Annotated in this window: 25 protein-coding genes; 20 read left to right on the forward strand and 5 right to left on the reverse strand. The window is 62.1% G+C overall.

From position 1 onward, the window contains the following. Positions 1-48 precede the first annotated feature (48 nt). Together AB8B02_RS27165 and AB8B02_RS27170 are read left to right on the forward strand one after the other, a co-directional pair. Complete coding sequence (locus AB8B02_RS27165; RefSeq protein WP_184513022.1) at positions 49-1,257, forward strand: acetyl-CoA C-acetyltransferase; 1,209 nt, start codon at positions 49-51, stop codon at positions 1,255-1,257. A 12-nt stretch (positions 1,258-1,269) separates the two neighbouring features. Beyond that, complete coding sequence (locus tag AB8B02_RS27170) at positions 1,270-3,486, forward strand: 3-hydroxyacyl-CoA dehydrogenase NAD-binding domain-containing protein (protein ID WP_439065672.1); 2,217 nt, start codon at positions 1,270-1,272, stop codon at positions 3,484-3,486. A gap of 227 nt (positions 3,487-3,713) precedes the next feature. On the opposite strand, the gene gstA is transcribed toward AB8B02_RS27170, so the two are convergent. Next, complete coding sequence (gene gstA / locus AB8B02_RS27175) at positions 3,714-4,328, reverse strand: glutathione transferase GstA (protein WP_116664685.1); 615 nt, start codon at positions 4,326-4,328, stop codon at positions 3,714-3,716. A 125-nt stretch (positions 4,329-4,453) separates the two neighbouring features. Between gstA and AB8B02_RS27180 the strand changes: the two genes are divergently transcribed. The 5 genes from AB8B02_RS27180 to AB8B02_RS27200 all read left to right on the forward strand — a co-directional run bounded on the left by AB8B02_RS27180 (position 4,454) and on the right by AB8B02_RS27200 (position 7,974). After that, positions 4,454-4,954, forward strand: a complete 501-nt coding sequence (locus AB8B02_RS27180) for a MarR family winged helix-turn-helix transcriptional regulator (protein ID WP_315840319.1) — start codon at positions 4,454-4,456, stop codon at positions 4,952-4,954. 96 nt (positions 4,955-5,050) lie between these two features. Continuing rightward, positions 5,051-6,421 (forward strand): glutamate--cysteine ligase, encoded by a 1,371-nt coding sequence (locus AB8B02_RS27185; RefSeq protein ID WP_439065673.1) that lies wholly within the window; start codon positions 5,051-5,053, stop codon positions 6,419-6,421. A gap of 149 nt (positions 6,422-6,570) precedes the next feature. Next, complete coding sequence (locus AB8B02_RS27190) at positions 6,571-7,086, forward strand: PAN domain-containing protein (protein WP_439065674.1); 516 nt, start codon at positions 6,571-6,573, stop codon at positions 7,084-7,086. A gap of 27 nt (positions 7,087-7,113) precedes the next feature. Then, complete coding sequence (locus AB8B02_RS27195; RefSeq protein WP_439065675.1) at positions 7,114-7,473, forward strand: DUF6152 family protein; 360 nt, start codon at positions 7,114-7,116, stop codon at positions 7,471-7,473. Between the two features lie 9 nt (positions 7,474-7,482). Further along, complete coding sequence (locus AB8B02_RS27200) at positions 7,483-7,974, forward strand: DUF6644 family protein (protein ID WP_439056948.1); 492 nt, start codon at positions 7,483-7,485, stop codon at positions 7,972-7,974. A gap of 16 nt (positions 7,975-7,990) precedes the next feature. Here AB8B02_RS27200 and lepB read toward each other — a convergent pair whose 3' ends face one another. Continuing rightward, a complete protein-coding gene (gene lepB, locus AB8B02_RS27205) occupies positions 7,991-8,767 on the reverse strand; it encodes a signal peptidase I (protein ID WP_089266821.1) in 777 nt (258 codons plus the stop codon). Next, entirely contained in the window at positions 8,764-10,191 is a 1,428-nt protein-coding gene (gene tldD, locus AB8B02_RS27210; protein WP_089266822.1) for a metalloprotease TldD, read from the reverse strand. The genes lepB and tldD overlap by 4 nt, the downstream gene beginning before the upstream one ends. A gap of 342 nt (positions 10,192-10,533) precedes the next feature. Here tldD and AB8B02_RS27215 point away from each other — a divergent pair, with 342 nt between their 5' ends. After that, positions 10,534-11,712, forward strand: a complete 1,179-nt coding sequence (locus tag AB8B02_RS27215) for a PepSY-associated TM helix domain-containing protein (RefSeq protein ID WP_439065676.1) — start codon at positions 10,534-10,536, stop codon at positions 11,710-11,712. A gap of 17 nt (positions 11,713-11,729) precedes the next feature. On the opposite strand, the gene AB8B02_RS27220 is transcribed toward AB8B02_RS27215, so the two are convergent. After that, positions 11,730-12,146 (reverse strand): winged helix-turn-helix transcriptional regulator, encoded by a 417-nt coding sequence (locus AB8B02_RS27220; protein WP_120289072.1) that lies wholly within the window; start codon positions 12,144-12,146, stop codon positions 11,730-11,732. Between the two features lie 149 nt (positions 12,147-12,295). On the opposite strand from AB8B02_RS27220, the gene AB8B02_RS27225 reads away from it, so the two are divergent. Genes AB8B02_RS27225 through AB8B02_RS27235 form a run of 3 tightly spaced genes read left to right on the forward strand, consistent with a single transcriptional unit; the run spans position 12,296 to position 13,962 of the window. Then, on the forward strand, positions 12,296-12,679 hold the full coding sequence (locus AB8B02_RS27225) for a DoxX family protein (RefSeq protein WP_120288163.1): 384 nt from the start codon (positions 12,296-12,298) through the stop codon (positions 12,677-12,679). A 40-nt stretch (positions 12,680-12,719) separates the two neighbouring features. Then, positions 12,720-13,283 carry a DsrE family protein gene (locus tag AB8B02_RS27230; RefSeq protein ID WP_439065677.1) on the forward strand — a complete coding sequence of 188 codons (564 nt, stop codon included), beginning with the start codon at positions 12,720-12,722 and terminating at the stop codon, positions 13,281-13,283. Positions 13,284-13,329: 46 nt separating this feature from the next. Further along, complete coding sequence (locus AB8B02_RS27235) at positions 13,330-13,962, forward strand: TlpA family protein disulfide reductase (protein WP_439065678.1); 633 nt, start codon at positions 13,330-13,332, stop codon at positions 13,960-13,962. A gap of 18 nt (positions 13,963-13,980) precedes the next feature. On the opposite strand, the gene AB8B02_RS27240 is transcribed toward AB8B02_RS27235, so the two are convergent. After that, complete coding sequence (locus AB8B02_RS27240) at positions 13,981-14,541, reverse strand: invasion associated locus B family protein (protein ID WP_439065679.1); 561 nt, start codon at positions 14,539-14,541, stop codon at positions 13,981-13,983. A 483-nt stretch (positions 14,542-15,024) separates the two neighbouring features. On the opposite strand from AB8B02_RS27240, the gene coxB reads away from it, so the two are divergent. The 9 genes from coxB to AB8B02_RS27285 all read left to right on the forward strand — a co-directional run bounded on the left by coxB (position 15,025) and on the right by AB8B02_RS27285 (position 22,097). Then, a complete protein-coding gene (coxB, locus tag AB8B02_RS27245) occupies positions 15,025-15,870 on the forward strand; it encodes a cytochrome c oxidase subunit II (protein WP_175365929.1) in 846 nt (281 codons plus the stop codon). Positions 15,871-15,973: 103 nt separating this feature from the next. Continuing rightward, positions 15,974-17,599 (forward strand): cytochrome c oxidase subunit I, encoded by a 1,626-nt coding sequence (ctaD, locus tag AB8B02_RS27250; protein WP_439065680.1) that lies wholly within the window; start codon positions 15,974-15,976, stop codon positions 17,597-17,599. A gap of 101 nt (positions 17,600-17,700) precedes the next feature. After that, entirely contained in the window at positions 17,701-18,642 is a 942-nt protein-coding gene (locus AB8B02_RS27255) for a heme o synthase (RefSeq protein WP_439065949.1), read from the forward strand. A gap of 16 nt (positions 18,643-18,658) precedes the next feature. Beyond that, entirely contained in the window at positions 18,659-18,832 is a 174-nt protein-coding gene (locus tag AB8B02_RS27260) for a CoxF protein (protein WP_120288167.1), read from the forward strand. An 18-nt stretch (positions 18,833-18,850) separates the two neighbouring features. Continuing rightward, complete coding sequence (locus AB8B02_RS27265; protein ID WP_175365930.1) at positions 18,851-19,501, forward strand: cytochrome c oxidase assembly protein; 651 nt, start codon at positions 18,851-18,853, stop codon at positions 19,499-19,501. A 96-nt stretch (positions 19,502-19,597) separates the two neighbouring features. Next, positions 19,598-20,455: a cytochrome c oxidase subunit 3 gene (locus tag AB8B02_RS27270; RefSeq protein WP_089266832.1), complete on the forward strand. Its 858-nt coding sequence runs from the start codon at positions 19,598-19,600 to the stop codon at positions 20,453-20,455. A gap of 79 nt (positions 20,456-20,534) precedes the next feature. Then, positions 20,535-20,930: a DUF983 domain-containing protein gene (locus tag AB8B02_RS27275; RefSeq protein WP_439065681.1), complete on the forward strand. Its 396-nt coding sequence runs from the start codon at positions 20,535-20,537 to the stop codon at positions 20,928-20,930. Further along, on the forward strand, positions 20,927-21,682 hold the full coding sequence (locus tag AB8B02_RS27280) for an SURF1 family protein (RefSeq protein WP_439065682.1): 756 nt from the start codon (positions 20,927-20,929) through the stop codon (positions 21,680-21,682). The genes AB8B02_RS27275 and AB8B02_RS27280 overlap by 4 nt, the downstream gene beginning before the upstream one ends. 19 nt (positions 21,683-21,701) lie before the next feature. Continuing rightward, positions 21,702-22,097 (forward strand): hypothetical protein, encoded by a 396-nt coding sequence (locus tag AB8B02_RS27285; RefSeq protein ID WP_231078355.1) that lies wholly within the window; start codon positions 21,702-21,704, stop codon positions 22,095-22,097. Positions 22,098-22,180 lie beyond the last annotated feature (83 nt).

A 22,180-nucleotide genomic window follows, 5' to 3' on the forward strand; every position in this document is an offset into this window, starting at 1 on the left:
ACGGCGTTTTAGAAATTCGAACAACACGACCACTCTGAGGGAGACACCATGCCCGAGGCATATATCTACGATCACGTTCGCACGCCGCGCGGCCGCGGCAAGGCCGATGGCTCGCTGCATGAGGTGACCGCGCTGGCGCTCGCCACTGCGCCGCTGAAGGCGCTGAAGGAGCGCAACAACCTGCAGCCGGGCACCATCGATGACGTCATCCTCGGCGTGGTCGATCCGGTCGGCGAAGCCGGCGGCGACATCGCACGCATGGCGGCCCTCTCGGCCGGCTACGGCAATGACGTGCCGGGCATTCAGATCAACCGGTTCTGCGCTTCCGGCCTCGACGCCGTGAACTTCGCCGCAGCGCAGATCATGTCTGGCCAGCACGAAATGACCATTGGCGGCGGTGCCGAGAGCATGAGCCGCGTCGGCATTGGTGCCGCCGGTGGCGCATGGCCGGTCGATCCCTCGATCGCCGTGCCTGCTTACTTCATGCCCCAGGGCGTCTCGGCCGATCTGATCGCGACCAAATATGGGTTCTCCCGCGACGACGTCGATGCCTATTCGGTGCAGAGCCAGCAGCGCGCTGCCAAGGCCTGGGACGAAGGTCGCTTCAAGAATTCGGTCATTCCGGTGAAGGACATCAACGGCCTCACCATTCTGGCCAAGGACGAGCACATGCGCCCGTCCACGACGATGCAGTCGCTGGCCGCGCTGCAGCCGTCCTTCGTGACGATGGCGCAGATGGGCGGCTTCGATGCTGTGGCGATCCAGTCGCATCCGGAAATCGAAGGCGTCAACTACGTCCATCACGCCGGCAACTCGTCGGGTATCGTCGATGGCGCTGGCGCCGTGCTGCTCGGCAGCGAGGCGGCCGGCAAGAAGGCTGGCCTCAAGCCGCGCGCAAAGATCCGCGCTTTCGCCAATATCGGCTCCGAGCCGGCGATGATGCTCACCGGTCCGGTGGACGTCACCAAGAAGGTGTTGGAGCGTTCCGGCATGAAGCTGTCGGACATCGATCTGTTCGAGCTCAACGAAGCTTTCGCCTCGGTGGTGCTGCGCTTTATCCAGGCCTTCGATATCGACAATGAGAAAATCAATGTCTGCGGCGGCGCCATCGCCATGGGCCATCCGCTCGGCGCCACCGGCGCAATGATTCTCGGCACCGTGCTGGACGAACTCGAGCGCACCAACAAATCGACGGCCCTCGTTACCCTCTGCATCGGCGGTGGCATGGGCACCGCCACCATCATCGAACGCGTGTAAGGAGCGGCCAACATGACCTTCAAGAATTTCAAGGTTGAGACCGACGCCGACGGCATCGCGCTCGTTACCTGGGACATCTCCGGCCGTTCGATGAACGTGCTCGACGTGGCGACCATCGAGGAACTCGGCGCGATCGTCGATCAGACGACTGCGGATGCCGCCGTGAAAGGCGTCGTCATCACCTCCGGCAAGGAAGCTTTCTCGGCCGGTGCCGATCTGTCGATGCTGGAAGGCATGGGCAAGGTCTTCGCCGAGACCAAGGCAGCCAAGGGCGAGGAAGCCGCGCAGCAGATGCTGTTCGACGAGAGCCGCAAGCTGTCGCTGACGCTGCGCAAGATTGAAACATCGGGCAAGCCATGGGTCGCGGCCATCAATGGCGTCGCACTCGGCGGCGCGTTCGAACTGACGCTGGCCTGCCACTATCGCGTTGCGGCTGAAAATCCGAAGACGCGTCTGGGCTTGCCTGAAATCAAGGTCGGCCTGTTCCCCGGTGGCGGCGGCACGCAGCGCCTCGCACGCATGCTGCAGCCGCAGGACACCATGCAGATGCTGCTGAAGGGCGACGCGATCAATCTCGTCAAGGCGAAGGCGATGGGCATCGTCGGCGCGGTGGTGCCGGCAGCCGATCTCATCACGGCGGGGAAAGAATGGATCAAGGCTGGCGGCAAACCCGTGGCGCCCTGGGACGAGAAGGGCTTCAAGCTGCCCGGTGGCCCCGTCTATTCCAAGCAGGGCATGATGATGTTTCCCGCGGGCAACGCGATCTATCGCCGCGAGACCTTCGACAATTATCCGGCGGCCCGCGCCATCATGCAGTGCGTCTATGAAGGCCTGCAGCTGCCGATGGATGCGGCGCTCCGCGTCGAGTCCCGTCAGTTCGCACATATCCTGCAGACCAAGGAAGCGGCGGCGATGATCCGCAGCCTGTTCCTGTCGATGCAGGAACTCAACAAGGGTGCGCGTCGTCCACAGAACGTGCCGCCGACCAAGGTCAAGAAGCTCGCCGTCATCGGCGCCGGCTTCATGGGCGCGTCAGTTGGCTTCGTCTCTGCACGCGGCGGCATGGACGTGGTGCTGATCGACCGCGACCAGGCGAGTGCCGATAAGGGCCTCGGTCATTGCATCGCGGCAATCGATGGCCTGATCGCTAAGGGCCGCGCCAAGGAGGCCGACAAGACCGCTTTGATGGCGAAGATCACCGCGACCGCAGACTTTGAGGTGATCCGGGAATGCGACCTCGTCATCGAGGCCGTGTTCGAGGATCGCGCGGTCAAGGCCGAGATCTACAAGAAGGTGCAGCCGCTGCTGAAGGAAGGTGCGATCATCGCGTCGAACACTTCGACGCTGCCGATCAACTCGCTCGCCGAAGAGTTCGCGGACCAGTCCAAATTCATCGGCATCCACTTCTTCTCGCCGGTCGAGAAGATGATGCTGGTGGAGATCATCGTCGGCAAGAACACCGGCGATGTCGCGCTCGCCACCGCGCTCGATTACGTCCGCGTCATCGGCAAGACTCCCATTGTCGTCAATGACTCCCGCGGCTTCTTCGCCAATCGCTGCGTGTTGCGCTTCACCGCCGAAGGCCTCGAAATGCTGCTCGAGGGCGTGCCACCGGCGATGATCGAGAATACCGCCAAGATGGCCGGCATGCCGGTCGGGCCGCTGTCGCTGTCGGACGAGATCGCGCTCGATCTGGTGCTGAAGATCATGAAGGCCACCGAAGCCGATCTCGGTTCGCAGGCCGTCGATCAGGCGCAGAAGAAGCTGATCGTCGAGATGGTGGAGAAGCAGGAGCGCTTCGGTCGCAAGAACGGCAAGGGCTTCTACGAGTATCCGCCGAAGGGCAAGGGCTCGAAAGCTCTCTGGAAGGGTATCGCCCCGCTGCTGCCGAAACCGGTCGATCCCGATACGCTCGATGTGGAGGAGCTGAAACAGCGCTTCCTGGTGGTGCAGGCGGTAGAAGCCGCGCGCACCGTCGAGGATCACGTGATCGTCGATCCGCGCGAGGCCGATGTCGGCTCGATCCTCGGCTTCGGCTTCGCACCGTTCACCGGCGGTACGCTGAGCTATATCGACTTCATGGGTACCAAGAAGTTCGTCGAACTCTGCCACAAGCTTGAAGCCAAATACGGCTCGCGCTTCACCCCGCCGAAGCTGCTCGAAGAGATGGCCGCCAAGGGCGAGACGTTCTATGGCCGCTTTCCGCCGAAGAAGCTCGCGGCGGCGTAAGTCACAAACACAGACAGGAGTGCCCCCTCCCCCCTTGCGGGGGAGGGCCGGGGAGAGGGGTGCCCAGAACTCGGGCGTCGCGATTTGCGGCCACCCCTCTCCCGCAAGGGGAGAGGGGACGACAGCGCAAGCCCATCGTGTCGTGATCAACGCGGCATCCAACACAAACAAAAAGGGCCGGATCAATGATCCGGCCCTTTCGCATTCTCGCTCAATGAAACCGCAGCTTACGCCGCCTTCATCAGGCCTTCCTTTTCCAGCGCGGCCTGCACCTGCGGGCGGGCAGCGACGCGATCCTTGTAGGCCATCAGGTTCTTGAACTCGGAGAGGTCGATGCTCATCCGGTCGGCCCATTTCAGCATCACGAAAAGATAGCCGTCGGCGACGCTGAAATCCTTGCCGAGCAGGTAGTCTTTGCCTGCGAGCTGGCCATCGAGATATTTGAATTTGCCCATCAGACGGGTCTTGAAGAAGCCCTTTACCTCGTCATCGAACACCGGCTGGAACAGCGGGCTGAAGTTCTTGTGCAGTTCGCCGTTGATGAAACCAAGATATTCCTGCAGCTGACGGCGCGCATCGCTGCCATTGGCCGGCGCCAGATTTTTGGCAGCAGCCTTGTCGGCAATGTACTGCACGATGACCGGACCTTCGGTAACGAGCTCACCGCTGTCGAGGCCGAGGGCTGGCACCTGGCCCTTGGGGTTGATGGCGAGATAGTCGTCGCCATTTTCCAGCTTCTTGGCTTTGAGGTCGACCTTCACGAGATCGTAAGGCAGGCCGGCTTCGAGAAGTGCGATATGAGGCGAGAGCGAACAGGCGCCTGGCGAATAATACAGCTTCATCGAAAATTCCTCCCTGAGGACATTGGTTTAACCACGCGGGTGACTAAATGCATATGCATGAAAGAGTCAAGATTGATGCAGCTGCATCAAGTGGGCTAGGGTGCCGCCACCATTTGGACTGAGCCATGAAACGTAAACCTTCCCTTGAGGCGACAGCCGCCTGGATCCGCCTGATGCGAATCCAGAGCCGGGTGCTGGACGGCGTCGAGCAGGACCTCAAGCGCGCCGGCTTTCCGCCGCTCGCATGGTACGACGCGCTGGCCGAGCTGTCGCGCTCGCCGACCGGCGAGATGCGCCCGGTCGAGCTCGAAAAGCAGATGCTGATACCGCAATATTCGACATCGCGGCTGATCGACCGCCTGGTCGACGAAGGCTTGGCTGCACGCCGCGAATGCAAGATGGACAAGCGCGGCCTGTTCGTCGAGATCACGGCGGCCGGGCGCGAGTTGCACAAGAAGATGGGCTGCGCCTATTCAACGGCGATCGAGAAACATGTCGGCTCGAAACTGTCCGACGCAGATGCAGCAAAACTGTGCGGCCTGCTCGACCGGCTCGGCTGCGCGTGCCAAGAAGCGGCATCGACAGTGACATCGCCGGCCGCCAGAGACGCCGCGCCGGCGCGATGAACCTTAAATTTTTGCCTGCGTTCGCGACCCGCACGGGCCGCGGGCGTTCCCGACACCGCGCGCAACAGATTGCAGCGCCTTTCATTCGGAATTTCCATGGCGCGTGACCAAATCGATATGACGCCGCTGCAGTCGCGCGACGAACTCGTGGCGTGGCTGGCGGCGGGCGTGAAGCCGCCATCGGACTTCCGCATCGGCACCGAACACGAGAAGACGCCGTTCACGCTCGTCGGTCACAATCCCGTGCCTTACGAAGGTCCGCGCGGCATCGGCGCGGTACTCGACGGTATGAAGCATCTGCTCGGCTGGGAGCCGATCATGGAAGCCGGCAATATCATCGGCCTCTATGACGTCACCGGCGGCGGCGCGATTTCGCTTGAGCCCGGCGGCCAGTTTGAATTGTCGGGCGCGCCGGTGGAGACAGTCCACCAGACGCAGTCCGAACTGATGGCGCATCTTGCGCAGGTGCGTGAAGTGGCGACGCCGCTCGGCATCGGCTTTCTTGGCCTCGGTCTCACGCCGTCGTGGTCGCGCGCGCAGATTCCGGTGATGCCCAAGGGCCGCTACAAGATCATGACCAACTACATGCCCAAAGTTGGCCAGTACGGTCTGGACATGATGTACCGGACCTGCACGGTGCAGACCAATCTCGACTTCTCCTCCGAAGCCGACATGGTCAAGAAGCTCCGTGTTTCCGTTGCATTGCAGCCGATCGCGACAGCGCTGTTCGCGAACTCCCCGTTCACTGAAGGCAAGCCGAACGGCTTCCTGTCGTTCCGGTCCGAAGTCTGGCGCGACACCGATAATGCGCGCTCGGGCATGATCCCGTGGGCGTTCGAAGACGGCATGGGCTTCGAGCGCTGGGTCGATTACGCGCTGGATGTTCCCATGTATTTCGTCAAGCGCGGGGACACTTACATCGATGTGTCCGGCTCGTCGTTCCGCGATTTCTTCGCGGGCAAGAACGAAAAGATACCCGGCGAGCGACCCACTCTCTCGGATTGGGCCAATCATCTCTCGACGATTTTCCCGGAAGTCCGCCTGAAGCGTTATCTCGAAATGCGCGGCGCCGATGGCGTGCCGTCGGATCGTTTGCCGGCGCTGTCGGCGTTCTGGGTCGGATTGCTTTATGACGACAGCGCCCTCAATGCGGCTTGGGATATCGTCAAGAACTGGACTGCGGCGGAGCGACAGGCGCTGCGCGACGACGTGCCGAAGTTGGGTTTCAAGGCGAAGATCAAGGATCGGTATCTGTTCGAAATCGCCAAAGAGTGTCTGCAGTTGGCCCATGGTGGCCTGCGCCGGCGCGGCAAGCTCGACGCGCACGGCCGCGATGAGTCCCACCATCTGGAGGCACTCGATCGGATCCTGGATTCCGGCAAGACTCCGGCCGAGCAGATGCTCGACAGGTTCCATGGCGCCTGGGGTGGCTCGGTGGCGCCGGCCTATAAGGAATACTGCTTCTAGATCAGCGGCTTGGCGAAGCTGAAAATCTGTTCATCAGCGGTACAGGTGACCGGCGTTCCAATGGCGTCCTTCTTACGCCATTTGCAAACCGCTGAAAGTCATCCTGCATGCCGAGGAACCTGTTCAGAGCGTGTCTGACAGCCCTCGCCATGCTGTTGGTCGCAGCCGTTGCATCTGCTCAGGCGCAAACCAATTTCGATCGTCCCGGCGGTGACTATTCGCGCTCGGTCTCGCTGTCCGGCGATCCCGCGGAATGCGCGCTGATCTGCGAGCGCGACAAGAAGTGCCGCGCCTGGAGCTTCAACTATCCGAGCGATAATTCCGAAAACGCGGTGTGCTGGCTGAAAGACAAGGTCCCGCCGCGGGTCGAGAGCTATTGCTGCGTCTCCGGCGTGCGTGGCGCCGGTGTCATTGAGCCGCGCACCGGTCCGGTGGAAACTTCGACAGATCGTTTTGGCGGCGACTATCGTTCGTTCGAGATCAAGAACGACGACAAGGCCGAGCACGGCGATGCATGTCGCGATGCCTGCCAGGGCGACAACAAATGCCGCGCCTGGACCTTTGCGCGGCCCGGTTATGCCGGCAAGAATGCGCGCTGCTTCCTGAAGAACGACATCAAGCCGCCGCGGCGAAAACCGGGTTTCATCTCGGGCGTTGTGAGGTAGCATTCCGGCAATAAAGGGAGTTGAGCCATGACGCGTCTCCTGCCCGCAGTAACATTCGCTGGATTACTGATTGCTGTTACGACGGTCGCCGCCGTCGCCCATCACGGTTGGGGCAGCTACGACGCTGCCAATCCGGTCACCGTGAACGGTCCTGTCGAAAACAGCAAATTCGAGAACCCGCACGCGACGATCGTGATCAAGGGGGCCGACAAGGCCTGGACCGTCACTCTTGCGCCGACCTCCCGCATGACGGCGCGCGGGGCGTCTGCCGATATCGTGGCTGTCGGCAAGACCGTCTCGGCCTTCGGCTATCCATCCACCGTCGACAAGGACGAGATGCGCGCCGAACGCATCACCGTGGACGGCAAGACCTACGAATTGCGATAGCGCCGGCTCATGACTGAGGGCGCACCCGCGATCTTCATGGCGATGGAAGCGTCCGCAATTGGCGCTGCGATCCGGCAATCGCGCTGGCTCTATATGTCCGCCAATATCGGTCACATCGTCGCGCTGATGTTCTTCGCCGGTGCCATTGCGGTGATGGATGTCCGGCTCGCGGGCGGGTTAGCTGCAACGGCGCCTGGTCCGCTGCTGCGCAGGGCGCGCCGTTTTGCCATTGCCGGATTTCTCGGCCTCGTGCTCACCGGCGGCATTCTGTTTACCGCCGAAGCGAGTCATGTCGTGCTGAACCGCGTGTTTCAGATCAAGGCGGCTCTGATCGCGCTGGGCTTGCTCAATGTCGTCTGGGTTGAGGCGATCATCATGCCCAGGATCGCAGCGTTGCCGCCGCTGTCACCGATGCCTGCGGGTGCGCGGCAAGGCGCTCTGGCATCAATGGCCATCTGGTTCACGGTTGCCATATGCGGCCGTGCGATTGCTTACTTCTGAGCTGCTGTCGCGGCGCTCAATGTACCCCGGTGAAGAACCGCGCCATGCGGAAGCCCGATAGCCAGTTGGTCACCGGCTGGCTGCGCATGCCGAGATCCCATGAACCGACAATGGCGTCGACGCGGCCGACGAGATTATCCATCGGCAGCAGGCCGACACCGCCCTGGCTTACCGGTACGCGGCTGTCGGCGGAGTTGTCGCGGTTGTCGCCCATCACGAACAGATGGTCAGGGGGAATGACGACTTCCGGCGTGTTGTCGAGGCGGCCGTTGTCACGCAGCTTGAAGATCGGATGCGACACGCCGCCGGGCAGGGTTTCGACATAACGATGCGCCGGTTCGGAGCCGCCGCTATCGTCTTCCGCGGCACCGATGCCGTCGGCCTTCACGGACGTCGCGACGCCATTGAGCCAGACCTGACCGCCGCGCAGTTCGACGCGATCGCCGGGCAGGCCGATCACCCGCTTGACCCAGACCTGGGAGCGATCGCCGGGCCAGCGAAACACCACGACATCGCCGCGCTTCGGCGTGGTCGCGAAGACGCGGCCGGTCTCGGGAAGGGAGACATGGATCGGCAGCGAGGCTGTCGAATAGCCGTAGGGAAACTTGGTCGCCAGCAATGCATCGCCGATCAGCAGCGTCGGCTCCATGGAGGCGGACGGCACATAGAACGGTTCGGCGAGCGCGCCCTTGGCGACGAAGACGATGCCGACGATCGCGACGATCTGTGCCAGCTGACCGGACCAGCGTTTTGCGGTCGATGCGACGGTTGTGGTTTCCGTGTCCGTGGTCACTGGCCCGTTCCTCCGATGGTCACCTTGTCCATGCGCAAAGTTGGCTGGCCGACGCCGACCGGCACGCCCTGGCCATGCTTGCCGCAAGTGCCGATGCCGTCATCGAGCGCGAGATCGTTGCCGATCATGCTGATGCGGTGCAGGTCGGTCGGACCGTTGCCGATCATCATCGCGCCCTTCAGCGGCGCACCGATCTTGCCATTCTCGATCTTGTAGGCCTCGGTGCACTGAAACACGTATTTGCCGGAGGTTATGTCGACCTGGCCGCCGCCGAAGTTCACCGCATAGATGCCGTTCTTCACCGAGGCGAGGATTTCCGCGGGATCGCGCTGGCCAGCGAGCATGTAGGTGTTGGTCATGCGCGGCATCGGCACATGGGCATAGCCCTGACGACGGCCGTTGCCGGTCGGCTTCATGCCCATCAGGCGCGCGTTCTGGCGGTCCTGCATGTAGCCGACAAGGATGCCGTCCTCGATCAGTGTGGTGCGATTGGTCGGCGTGCCTTCGTCGTCGATCGACAGCGAGCCGCGGCGTGACGAGATCGTGCCGTCATCGACGACAGTCACGCCTTTGGCGGCAACCTGCTGGCCCATCAGGCCGGCAAAGGCCGAGGTCTGTTTGCGGTTGAAATCGCCTTCGAGCCCGTGGCCGACGGCTTCATGCAGCATCACGCCGGGCCAGCCGGGGCCGAGCACCACATCCATTTCGCCGGCAGGGGCCGGGATCGATTCCAGGTTCACCAGCGCCTCGCGCAGCGCGCCGTCGGCTGCCGTGCGCCACGAACCGCTCTCGATGAAGCGCGCATAGCCCTCGCGGCCGCCATAGCCCTTGGAACCACTCTCCTGTCGATCGCCCTGACCGGCGACGACCGAGATATTCACGCGGACCAGCGGACGGATGTCGCGATAGCTCTCGCCGTCCGGGCGCAGGATTTCGACCACCTGCCAGGTGGCGCCGAGAGAGACGGAGACCTGGCGGACGCGCGGGTCCTTGTCGCGGACATAGGCGTCGATTTCGGCCAGCAGCTTGACCTTGGCCTCGAAGCCCGGCGCGTCCAGCGGATTGTCGTCACTATAGAGCCGCACATTGGTGTGCGAGGGCGCTGCGGCAAAGGTGCCCGCATAGCCGCCACGGACCGCATTGACCGCATCAGCCGCACGGATCAGCGCCGGGATTGATACATCGGAGGAATGCGCATAGCCGACCGCATCGTCCTTGACGGCGCGAAGGCCGAAACCCTGCGCGGTGTCATAGGTCGCCTGCTTCAGCCGGCCGTTGTCGAAACCGAGTGCCTCGGACTGGCTATATTCGAGAAACAGCTCGCCATCGTCAGCTCCCTGAAGCCCCCGCATCAGCTCGCGGCGAACCTCGTCGCGGTCCAGATTGGCGCGGTCGATCAGGGAGGTAGTGGCTGGGCTGGTCATGCAGGCTCCAATGTCAGCGGCGCGGCCCCGGCGCCAGGCGCGGGGCCACGATTTCAATTTGTAGCGACAACCCGGGGGTGGGTCGCCTTACAATGGCGTAACCTGCGGCGAAACAGGCGATTCAAACCAAGATAGGTGCTGTTTTGACAAAAAGGGAGGCCTGCACATCGCCGGGGCGAGATCCTCTGGGGGCAACCGTGCCAGCCATGATGGGCTACCTTGGAGCTATTACAAACTGCGCTCCGATGCGCCTCAGGCTGCGGTGCGGTAGACCTCCGAGCACCATCCTGTGCGAACGGTATTCCTTGCAGGACTAATCTCTTCTGGCAGTTATCGCTTTTCATGGCCTCACGAACCAAATCCGCATTCCTGCAAGTCCATTCCATCATCGGCCTGGCGATCTCGCTGATCCTGGGCCTGATCGGTCTGACCGGCGCCATGCTGAGCTTCGAGGACGAAATCGTCGCTGCGCTGAATCGCGATGTGACGAAGGTGGATCCGCGCCCCGCACCTGTGCTCGGACCTGATGAGCTGGTGGCGCGGGTTCAGGCGGTGCCAGGGGCGGGCAAGGTTGGTCTCATTGTCTTTTCGAGCGAGCCCGGCACGGCGGTGCGGATGCGCTTTGCCCGCAGCGAGACTGGGGAGCGGTCGTCGGTTTATGTCGATCCCTATGACGGCCGCGTCGTCTCGGCGATGCAGGGGGAGGGCTTCTTTGCGACCCTGCGCAACCTGCATCGCTTTCTGCTGCTGCCGGGCAACGGCAATGGCTATGGCCGTCTGATCACCGGCGTCGCCGTGCTCGGCCTGTTCGTATTGCTGATCTCCGGGATAGTGCTGCGCTGGCCGCGCCGTGTCCGCAGCATCAAGGCCTGGCTGAGGCCGAATCTGGCGATGCCCGGCCGTCCGTTTCACAGGTCGCTGCACAGCGTCGTCGGCACGTGGTTGCTGCCGGTCTATCTGGTGACCATTCTCACCGGCCTTTGGTGGTCGTTCGACTGGTACAAGGCCAGCGCGACCTGGCTTCTGTCGAGCAAGCCCGCTGCGAGTGCGCCGGCAATGCGCGGAGCAAAGGGGGGCGCCAAAGCACCTGCCGCCGATGCGCCTCCGTCACTCGACAAGGTCTGGTCGACGTTTCTGGCTGATCAAGGCAGCCGCTATGCGATGGCGATCATGCAGGTGCCGAACGGACCGGGCAGTGTCGTGCGTATCCGCTCGGTGGCAAAGGATGCGTCATTCGATGAAGCGCGCGACGATTTCCGCATCGATGGCGTGACCGGCCGCATGGTGTCGGCAGAGCTCTACAACGACAAGACATTCGGTGAGCGCATTTTGGCCGCGGTGCTGCACATCCACACCGGTGCGTTCCTGGGACTGCCCGGTCGCATTGTGTTCTTGCTGGCCGCGGCCTTGATGCCGCTGTTCACCGTGACCGGCTTCATCCTGTATTTCTCGCGCCGCCGCCTGCGTGCGGCATCGAAGCCCGGGCGCCGTCATGCGGTCGGGCTGGTGCCCGGCGAGTAAGTCGCTCCATTTCTGGATTAAGGATGAGTCAGGGGCGCTGCGCTCTCGTCGGAGCCGGGTGAGGTCGTGGATCGGGCCTGCATCGCAGAGAAATGCGCCTGCGACCATCGGAACAGTTCCTCGAAGACCGGCCTGAGCGCTCTCGCCGATTCCGTGATTTCATATTCCACCCTCGGAGGGATCTCGGCGAAGACCGTGCGCTTGACGAGTCCGTTGGACTCGAGATCGCGCAGTTGTGTCGTCAGCATGTGTTGCGTCACATTCGGAATCGCGCGCTGCAGTTCTCCGAACCGGTGTTTGCTCTGGACCAGTTGCCAGAGGATCTCACATTTCCATTTGCCGGTAATCATCCCCAGCGCCCGATGAAAATCTTCTACGTCCCGTCCCTGCTGACATTCGGGGAGCGCGATATCGCCTGTTTTTCCATTGGTCATGTTTTTCATACTATCTCAGAAAAAGCATTCTACTTGTCTTTTTCATCTTACTGCCGAAATTTGTGCTTCGAAAGCGCCCCGTGGATCTGAAGCAGACTTTGCCGTCAGCCGCGTCGCCGAAACCGTTTTGACCATCTTCGGAGCTGCCCATGTCATCGTCTTCCGTCACCTCCTCAGCACCGCGGCGCTGGACCTCCATCAGTCTCTGGGCCGTCAGGGGCTTGCTCGCTCTTGCGTTCGCCGCTGCGGGGACTGCCAAGCTTTACGGCGTGCCGATGCTCGTCGAGGAGTTCGAACATATCGGCCTTGGGCAATGGTTCCGCTATCTGACCGGCACGCTCGAAATCTTCGGAGCGGCCCTGATCATCGTTCCGTCAACGGTCGCGTTTGGCGCGGTCCTCCTGTGCTGCATCATGATCGGTGCGATTTTCACGCATGTGTTTGTCATCGGCGGCTCACCGCTTCCTGCGATCGTGCTGCTCGCATTGAGCGCTATCGTGGCTTACGCCAAGCGCAGCATGATCCTCAGGTAGCGAGCGCTCACGCTCTCATCCGGCCATCCACGGATTGCCGTTGAAAAAAGCCGAACACTTTCAGTGTGCTCGAGTGCAAGTGATGATTTCAATGCGGAGTTATAGCGGCAAGGCCTTGGCCATGGTGGCGTTCGGTCTGGCGTTTGCGGCACCGTTATTCGTCACGCTGGCTTTGACGGATGCGGGGTCCGCCATTTCAAAGCCGTGGGCGCCGGAGACGAAGCCTGCGGCGGCCAAGGCACATCGTCTCGTACTGCAGATCAACACTGACGACCCGACCGTCATGAGAGCGCTGATTTCGACGTCGCTGAACCTGCCGAAATACTACCGGGAGACGAAGCAGGACTTCTCGATCGAAATCGTCGCTTACAACGCCGGCATTCATATGTTTCGAGTGGACACGTCGCCGGTCAAGGAACTGCTGAAGGTCGTTCAGGCTCTGACCCCTGACATTCGCTTTGTGGTCTGCGAAGCGACTAAGCTCGGTATGGAGCGCAGCGAGGGCCATCCGATTTCGTTTATCGATAACGTTCAGATGGTTCCGAGCGGGCCTGGACGGATCATCGAGCTACAGGAAGCGGGTTGGTCCTATATCCGATCCTGAGCGGCACGCTTCGCTACCCTATTTGATGCCCATCGGAGGCTGGACCGTGACAACACCGCACCGCGCACGGGCTGTCGCTCGCTCGCTAATCTCGCGACGTACGCTGCTCAAAGGGGCATTGGCCACGACGGCCGCATTGGCGGCGGGGGGCGCTGCCGTGGATGCGCGGCCAGATGGGCCGCCGCCCTTTGGCACCACCCGGCATCAGTTCACTGTCATCCGGGGAGCGCGGCCGATCCCGTCCGTTGCGGTGCCTCGCCTAGTTGGCAAGCCGGTTGATCTGACCGCGTTTCCAGGAAAGGTCGTTCTGGTCAATTTCTGGGCGACATGGTGCCCGGCCTGCAAGACCGAGTTGCCGATTCTTGATCGGCTTCAGGACATCGAGACACGCGCAAATCTGCAGGTTATCGCGATCGCCACCGATCGCGCAGACGTTGCTTCGTTTGTGCGCAACCTGAAGCTGAGACACCTCGATGTCGGTATCGACCCTGGTGGACTGGTCGCGCGTGCCGGCGAGGTTGCTGCTCCGGATACTCCGTTCAGCCTCTACGCGATGCCTATCTCGTATCTGATCGGGACGACGGGGCAGGTCGAGGGATATCTTGCAGGAGAGGCCGACTGGACATCTGAAGATGCCCGGCGATTGCTGGACTATTACAGAGGGCGCGGTTCCGGCTGATGCTGCCGGGTTCAAGGCCTATGGCAACTTGTCGTAACCCTCGCCGATGCCGTTGAGGCTGAGCGGGAAGCCGATGCCTTCTTCGGGCGTTTCGAAGATGATGAAGGTGGCAGTCTTGGCGGTGCGGAGCTGGGCGAGCAGCTTGTCGTCCATCACGACTTCGGCAACACAGCCATTGGGCAGGCAGCGCACGAAGCCGGCGCGGCCGACGTCCTGATTGTCAAGCTTGAGGCCGAGGCCGGAGGGCAGCAGCACACCGAGCGGCGCCACCACGCGCATCAGCTTGCTCTTCTGGTCGGCGGTCTTCAGCACGATCACGGTCAGGCCGGCATTGGAGCGGTCTTCCGCCACCACGCTCTGGATCAGGGCACATTGTTCGGCCTGGGCACCGGGCGGGGTGTCGCAGCGGATCTGCCAGTCGCCATGAACCGAGCGCACCGCACCCTGGGCGCTGGCGGTAGTCGGGACGGCGGCGATCGCCGCCAGGGCGAGACAACCGAGCGCCAGCCGGCGCCAGCCTGCGATCCCGCGGGCCGGGCGGTTCAGGGTCGGTTTATACTGCAACTTCGAGTGCCCCATCCGGGTCGATTCCTTAGGCGGTGACGTGGTGGTCGTAGTCCAGGGCAGCACGCTTGACGCTGTCTGTCCGGAGGATTTTTCCAGACCACGGAATGATACGGCAATGACGGCGCCTTGAAGGCATCCACGGAGCCACGAAAGCGCTCGCAGGCGCGAATCAGCATCCTGCCGATCGCCTGATCTGTGCCTACATCGGACAATTCCGCTGTCAAGCGCCGTTCGGCTGCCGCATGCCTGTTTATGCCTGATTTCATGCAGCAATTGCGACCTTCGTTCAATACCGCCGAATGCATTACGGGATGCGCCACTCCTGCATTGCGACAGACCGCGAATTATGGTTTGAGAGGCTAGATTTCGACGCATTCTAACAACTGCCTCCAGGCCAATCACTTGGGCGTTTTGGCAAATTGGCAGGGTGCGGATCGGGCGGCATAATTCGGCGACAGGCCGAAATGCGACAGTAAATATGGGAGCGCGAGCGGCATGAGGATGTCGAGGGGCCAGATTGGCCGCCGGTTGCTGGGGTTAGCAGTTGTTGGGGCCGGGCTTGCTTTTGGCGGTGCTGCATTCGCAGAGGTGATGGGCCAGCCCGCGCCGTGGGAATTCAAGCTGCAGGAAGCCGCCACGCCGGTGATGGAGAACATCACCTGGTTTCATAATTTCCTGCTCTGGCTGATCACCGCCATCACATTGTTCGTGCTTGTACTTCTCGTCATCGTGGTGATGAAGTTCAACTCCAAGGCCAACCCGGTCGCATCCAAGACCACGCACAACACGCTGATCGAAGTGGCGTGGACCATCATCCCGGTTCTGATTCTGGTCGCTGTGGCGGTGCCGTCGTTCCGTCTGCTGTTCCTGGAACTCGATATTCCAAAAGCCGACCTGACCATCAAGGCAACCGGCAAGCAGTGGTTCTGGACCTACAGCTATCCCGACAACGGCCCGTTCGAATTCGACTCGCTGATGGCCGCTGACAAGCAGCCGCGCCTGCTTGCCGTTGATAACGAAGTTGTCGTTCCCGTGAACAAGGTCGTGCGCGTGCAGACGACCGCCGCGGACGTCATCCATTCCTTCGCGATCCCGTCCTTCGGCATCAAGATCGACGCCGTTCCGGGCCGTCTGAACGAGACCTGGTTCAAGGCCACCAAGACCGGCATGTTCTACGGTCAGTGCTCGGAACTGTGCGGCAAGGATCACGCGTTCATGCCGATCGCGATCCGCGTCGTCAGCGATCAGGAATTCACCGCATGGGTCGAGACCGCGAAGAAGAAGTTCGCGTCCAATCCGGCGAATTCCTACGCTTCGGCCGGAACTGCTGTGGCGCAGTAAGCGGGTGGCGGAGCCGCGAGGCTCCGCACGCACTGTAAGAAATTAGGGCGAGGGGACCGCAAGGTCCAAAGACTGCCAGAAGAAGACAAAGCAGGATTTGAAAATGGCAACGACCGCGGCAACACCGGCTCACGACGATCACGCCCACGACGATCATGCGCATGCGCATCCGACGGGGTGGCGGCGCTACGTCTATTCGACGAACCATAAGGACATCGGCACGATGTACCTTATCTTCGCGATCGCGGCGGGCGTCATCGGCGGCATCATGTCGATCCTGATCCGTATCGAGCTGATGTATCCGGGCGTCCAGATCTTCCACGAGAGCCACACCTACAACGTCTTCGTCACCTCGCACGGTCTGATCATGATCTTCTTCATGGTGATGCCCGCGATGATCGGCGGTTTCGGCAACTGGATGGTGCCGCTGATGATCGGCGCACCGGACATGGCGTTCCCGCGCATGAACAACGTGTCGTTCTGGCTGTTGCCGGCTGCTTTCGCGCTGCTCATCATCTCGACCTTCGTGGAGGGCGAGCCCGGCGCCAACGGCGTCGGCGCCGGCTGGACCATGTATGCGCCGCTCTCGACATCGGGCCATCCGGGTCCCGCCGTCGACTTCGCGATTCTGGCACTGCATATCGCCGGTGCATCGTCGATCCTCGGTGCCATCAACTTCATCACCACCATCTTCAACATGCGCGCGCCGGGCATGACCCTGCACAAGATGCCGCTGTTCGTGTGGTCGATCCTGGTCACCGTGTTCCTGCTGCTGCTGTCGCTGCCGGTTCTGGCGGGCGCCATCACCATGCTGCTGACGGACCGTAACTTCGGCACGACCTTCTTCGCCGCAGACGGCGGCGGTGATCCGATCCTGTTCCAGCATCTGTTCTGGTTCTTCGGTCACCCCGAAGTGTACATCCTGATCCTGCCCGGCTTCGGCATGATCTCGCAGATCATCTCGACCTTCTCGAAGAAGCCGGTGTTCGGCTATCTCGGCATGGCCTATGCGATGGTCGCCATCGGCGGCATCGGCTTCGTCGTCTGGGCGCACCACATGTACACCGTCGGCATGTCGTCGGCGACGCAGGCCTACTTCGTTGCCGCCACGATGGTCATCGCGGTGCCCACCGGCGTGAAGATCTTCTCCTGGATCGCCACGATGTGGGGCGGTTCCATCGAGTTCAAGGCGCCGATGTTGTGGGCCGTGGGCTTCATCTTCCTGTTCACCCTCGGCGGCGTCACCGGCGTCGTGCTGGCCAATGCCGGCGTCGATCGCGTGTTGCAGGACACCTACTATGTGGTGGCGCACTTCCACTACGTGCTGTCGCTGGGCGCCGTGTTCGCCATCTTCGCCGGCTGGTATTACTGGTTCCCGAAGATGTTCGGCTACATGTATTCGGAAACCATCGCCAAGGCGCATTTCTGGGTCACCTTCATTGGCGTGAATCTGGTGTTCTTCCCGCAGCACTTCCTGGGTCTGTCGGGCATGCCGCGCCGTTATGTCGACTATCCGGATGCCTTCGCCGGCTGGAACCTGGTCTCGTCGATCGGCTCCTACATCTCCGGCTTTGCCGTGCTGATCTTCATCTACGGCGTGATCGAAGCTTTCGTCCGCAAGGAACAGGCTGCGAACAATCCGTGGGGTTCGGGCGCGACCACGCTGGAATGGACCCTGAGCTCGCCACCGCCGTTCCATCAGTTCGAAGTGCTGCCGCGCGTTCAGTAAGTGGTTTTCGTGCGGCGCTCCTGGGTGCCGCACCGAGTTAATGCCTCCGCCGAACTCGCAAGGGTTTCGGCGGAGTGCTCGTAACAAAAGTGAGAATGATCTTGTCCGTCCTCGACCACCATACCATCGACCTGTCTGCCCCCCGCATCTCCGAAGCGGGTGTTGCCGACTACATCGCGCTGCTCAAGCCGCGGGTGATGTCGCTGGTCGTGTTCACGGCGATGGTCGGTTATTTCCTGGCGCCGGGCGATCATCACCCGGTGCTGGCGATCACCTCGATCCTCTGTATCGCTGTCGGCGGCGGCGCCTCCGGCGCGCTGAACATGTGGTACGAAGCCGATATCGACGCCCTGATGTCGCGCACCGCCAACCGCCCGATTCCGCGCGGTCGCATCACCCGGCCGGAAGCACTGACCTTCGGTCTGGTGCTGGCCTTCTTCTCGGTGATGACGCTCGGCATCCTCGTCAACTGGCTCGCCGGCGCGCTGCTCGCTTTCACCATCTTCTTCTATGTCGTGATCTACACCATCGCTCTGAAGCGCTGGACCGCGCAGAACATCGTCATCGGCGGTGCAGCCGGCGCGCTGCCGCCAGTCGTTGCCTGGGCTGCGGCGTCAGGAACGCTCTCGATGGAGCCGGTCCTGCTATTCCTGATCATCTTCTTCTGGACCCCGCCGCATTTCTGGGCGCTGGCCCTGTTCCGCAACGACGATTACACCCGCGCCGGCGTGCCGATGCTGCCGGTGGTCGCCGGTCCCGATGCGACCCGGCTGCAGATTCTGCTCTACACTGTCGTGCTGGTTGCGACCGCCGTGGCCCCGTGGCCGCTTGGCTATTTCTCGGCCGTCTACGGCGTGGCGTCGCTGATCCTCGGCGCCGGCATGATGTATCTCGCCGTGCAGGTCTATTGTCTGCGCGAAGGCACGCCTGCCAATCGCGCGACGCGCAAGCTGTTTGCTTTCTCGATCGTCTATCTGTTCGCGCTGTTTGCCATTCTGTTGCTCGAGGTGGTCGTGAAGGCCATCCTCCCGATGGTCTGGTAGAGGGGCGCATGATCCCATGGACAATGAGCGCAAGCCTACCGAGCCAGAGGGCATCGTCCTCACCGAGGCGCAGAAGAAGAGCCGGCGCGAACGCTCCCTGGCCATCGCCTGGGCGCTCGGCATCCTCGTCGTGCTGTTCTTTGCCGTCACCATGGTCAAAGGGCCGGCCGTTCTCATCCGGCCCATGTAATGACAAAAGCTGAGTGACATGACCGATCAGCCGCAGATCCAGCCAGTCGAAGTGAGCAGCCCGCGCAGCGATAAGAATGCGCGCCGCGGTCTGGGTCGCGATGCGACTGTGGCTGCGGCGTGCGGTCTGCTCGTGGCCTTCATGGTCGGCGCGTCCTACGCCGCCGTGCCACTGTATAACTGGTTCTGCCGCGCCACCGGCTTCAACGGCACCACGATGGTGGCGAGTTCGGCACCCGCGACGGGCCCGATCGCACGCAAGATCGCCGTCCGCTTCGACGCCAACGTGTCCGGCGGCCTGCCATGGAAATTCGTCCCGGAGCAGAGTGAGATCGAGGTCAAGATCGGCGAGGTCGTGACTGTATTCTACACCGTGACCAACCAGTCCGCCCGCACCACCTCCGCACAGGCTGCCTATAATGTGGCGCCGCTGACGGTGGGTGCGTATTTCCAGAAGATCAATTGCTTCTGCTTCACTGACCAGACCCTGGCGCCCGGTGAGAAGCGCGAAATGCCCGTCGTATTCTATGTCGATCCTGCGCTGGCCGCGGATAGCGAGAATGACGGACTGAAGTCGATCACACTGTCCTACACGTTCTACCCCCTGCGCGATCCGGCGCCGAAGCCGCTAGCGGCGACGGAGACTGACAAGCGCAAGGGTAACCTCTAAGAGAAAGCTCTGAGAGAAATCCCGGAGCGTTCCGAGTTATAAAATTGAGAGAACTCGCACCGGCTTCAACCGGCGCAGCTGACGGAGAGAACCGCAATGGCTACGGCGCAAGCTAAGCACCACGACTATCACCTCGTCGATCCCTCGCCGTGGCCGGCGGTAGGCTCGCTGTTCGCCTTCATCATGGCGGTCGGCGCTGTCAGCTGGATGCATCACATGTATGCGGCGGCGCCCATCGTGTTCGGCGTCGGCACTATCGGCGTGCTCTATGTGTTCGCAAGCTGGTGGACCGACGTGGTTCGCGAAGCCCAGTACAAGGGCGACCACACCCGCGTGGTGCAGATCAGCCATCGCTACGGCATGATCCTGTTCATCGCCTCGGAAGTGATGTTCTTCGTCGCCTGGTTCTGGGCCTACTTCAATTCGTCGCTGTTCCCCGGCGATCCCGTGCACGCCACACGCGAGGCGCTGTTCGGTGGCGTCTGGCCGCCGAAGGGCATCCAGACCTTCGATCCCTGGCATCTGCCGCTGCTCAACACGCTGATCCTGCTGACCTCGGGCACCACGGTGACCTGGGCGCATCACGCGCTGCTGGAAGGTGACCGCAAGGCGGTGAAATACGCCCTGATCCTCACCGTGTTGCTCGGAGCAGCCTTCTCCTGCGTGCAGGCCTTCGAATACGCCCACGCTGCTTTCGGCTTCAAGGGCAACATCTACGGTGCGACCTTCTTCATGGCGACCGGCTTCCACGGTTTCCACGTGCTGGTCGGCACCATCTTCCTGCTGGTCTGCCTGTTCCGCGTCTATGCCGGTCACTTCACGCCGAAACAGCATCTCGGCTTCGAATTCGCCGCCTGGTACTGGCACTTCGTGGACGTGGTCTGGCTGTTTCTGTTCGTCACGATCTATGTCTGGGGCTATGGCGGCCCTATCGTCGGCGCAGCCGCGCACTGACCGCATTCGGTGCTACAAGAGGGCGGCCGCAGGGCCGCCCTTTTTCGTTGGCCTCTGCGGCGTGAAAGAATTCGACTCGATGCCCGATCAACTCGCTGCCCCCGTCACGCTCGGCCAGACCGTCATCCGCGGCCTTACCTGCAAATGCCCGCGCTGCGGTGCGGGCAAGCTCTATGCGGGCTTCATCAATCTGGCGCCGCGCTGTGAGCGTTGCGAACTGGACTATGCTTTCATCGACACCGGTGATGGCCCTGCAATCTTCATCATCATGCTCGCCGGTGCCATCGTGGTCGGTTGCGCGCTGGTGGTAGAGGTTAAGTACCAGCCGCCATTCTGGCTGCATGCCGCGCTATGGCTGCCGCTGATTCTCGCGACCACGCTGCTGCCGTTGCGCTCAATGAAGTCGCTGCTGATCGCCCTGCAATTCCACCACAAGGCTTCCGAAGGCCAACTCATCGATCGCGCGCCGAAATGAACACTGTTGCAGCGCGCCGGCGCAGTATCACCGGTCTCGGCATCGTCACGCTCATCATCGTCGGTGTGCTCCTCAGCCTCGGCTTCTGGCAGTTGCAGCGCCGTACCGAGAAACACGCGTTGATCGCCGCACTCACGGAGCGCCTTGCAGGTGCGCCCGGCACATTGCCCGCGCCAGCCACATGGAGCACGCTGACCCCGGCGAAGGACGAATTCCGCCGCGTCAGCTTCTCGGCCACCTACAAACCCGTGCCGGACGGCATGGTCTACAGCTCCGGCTCCGGGGTGCGGCCCGATGTGCCGGGCCCGGTGACCTGGGCCTTCCTGCCGGCGCAGCTGGCATCCGGCGAGACCGTCGTGATCAATGCAGGCTTCGTGCAGAACACGATGCAGGATCGCGCGCAGCAGGACCGCGCCGTGCAGAAGCTCATCACCGGCACCCCCGTGACCCTGACCGGCTATCTGCGCTTTCCCGAAACCGCGGGCACGTTGACGCCCCATGACGACGTCAGCAAGCGCCTCTGGTTCAACCGCGACCAGCGTGCCATGGCGCAGGCGCTCGGCTGGGGCGCTGTGGCCCCGTTCTATGTCGATCTGGAAAGTCCCGTGCCGGCCAACGTCATTCCGAAGCCCGGTCCGCTCGAAATCCATCTCAAGGATGACCACATGCAATATGCCATCACATGGTTTGGCCTCGCGGCCGCCGTGGTGATTGCTTTCGGAGCGTGGATCAAGGGGCAGCGGGCTGTTTGAGCCAGCTCCGGAGGAAATCGTGGAGAAGAGCCGGGACATCATTTTGGCCGCCGAAGGAAAGCGAATTCTGGAGCATCATCTGGCTCTTGGGCCCCAAAAAGCGGTGAGCTACCTGCCGATCAACACGATTGAAAACGTCCTTCACCTGACCGTGCCAATCTACCGTTCCCTTATCGCGGATGGCGGACATCAGAGTCTTCTATTCGCTGATGGAGAATGCTGTATCGGCTCCGGAGCCATCTACGCTTACAGTCCGGATGACCTTGGTGCCGTCCTGTTTGAGAGCCGGCCAATCCTTGCTTCGAACGATTGGCCAACTTCCCAAATTGAATTTCTGAAGCGAGTAGCGGCCCTATGGGTTGAGCCAGGAAGCCCGATCCTGCCGGTCATCCGGAGGGCGTTCGGCGAAACTTAACGCTCGGGTGCCTGGTTCGTCGGACCGCCCCATTGGCGGTTTCCCCACTCGGCGAAACCCATTATGGTGCCCTCAGACTTAGC

The sequence above is a fragment of the Tardiphaga sp. 862_B3_N4_1 genome, from assembly GCF_051811085.1.
Lineage (GTDB): Bacteria > Pseudomonadota > Alphaproteobacteria > Rhizobiales > Xanthobacteraceae > Tardiphaga > Tardiphaga robiniae.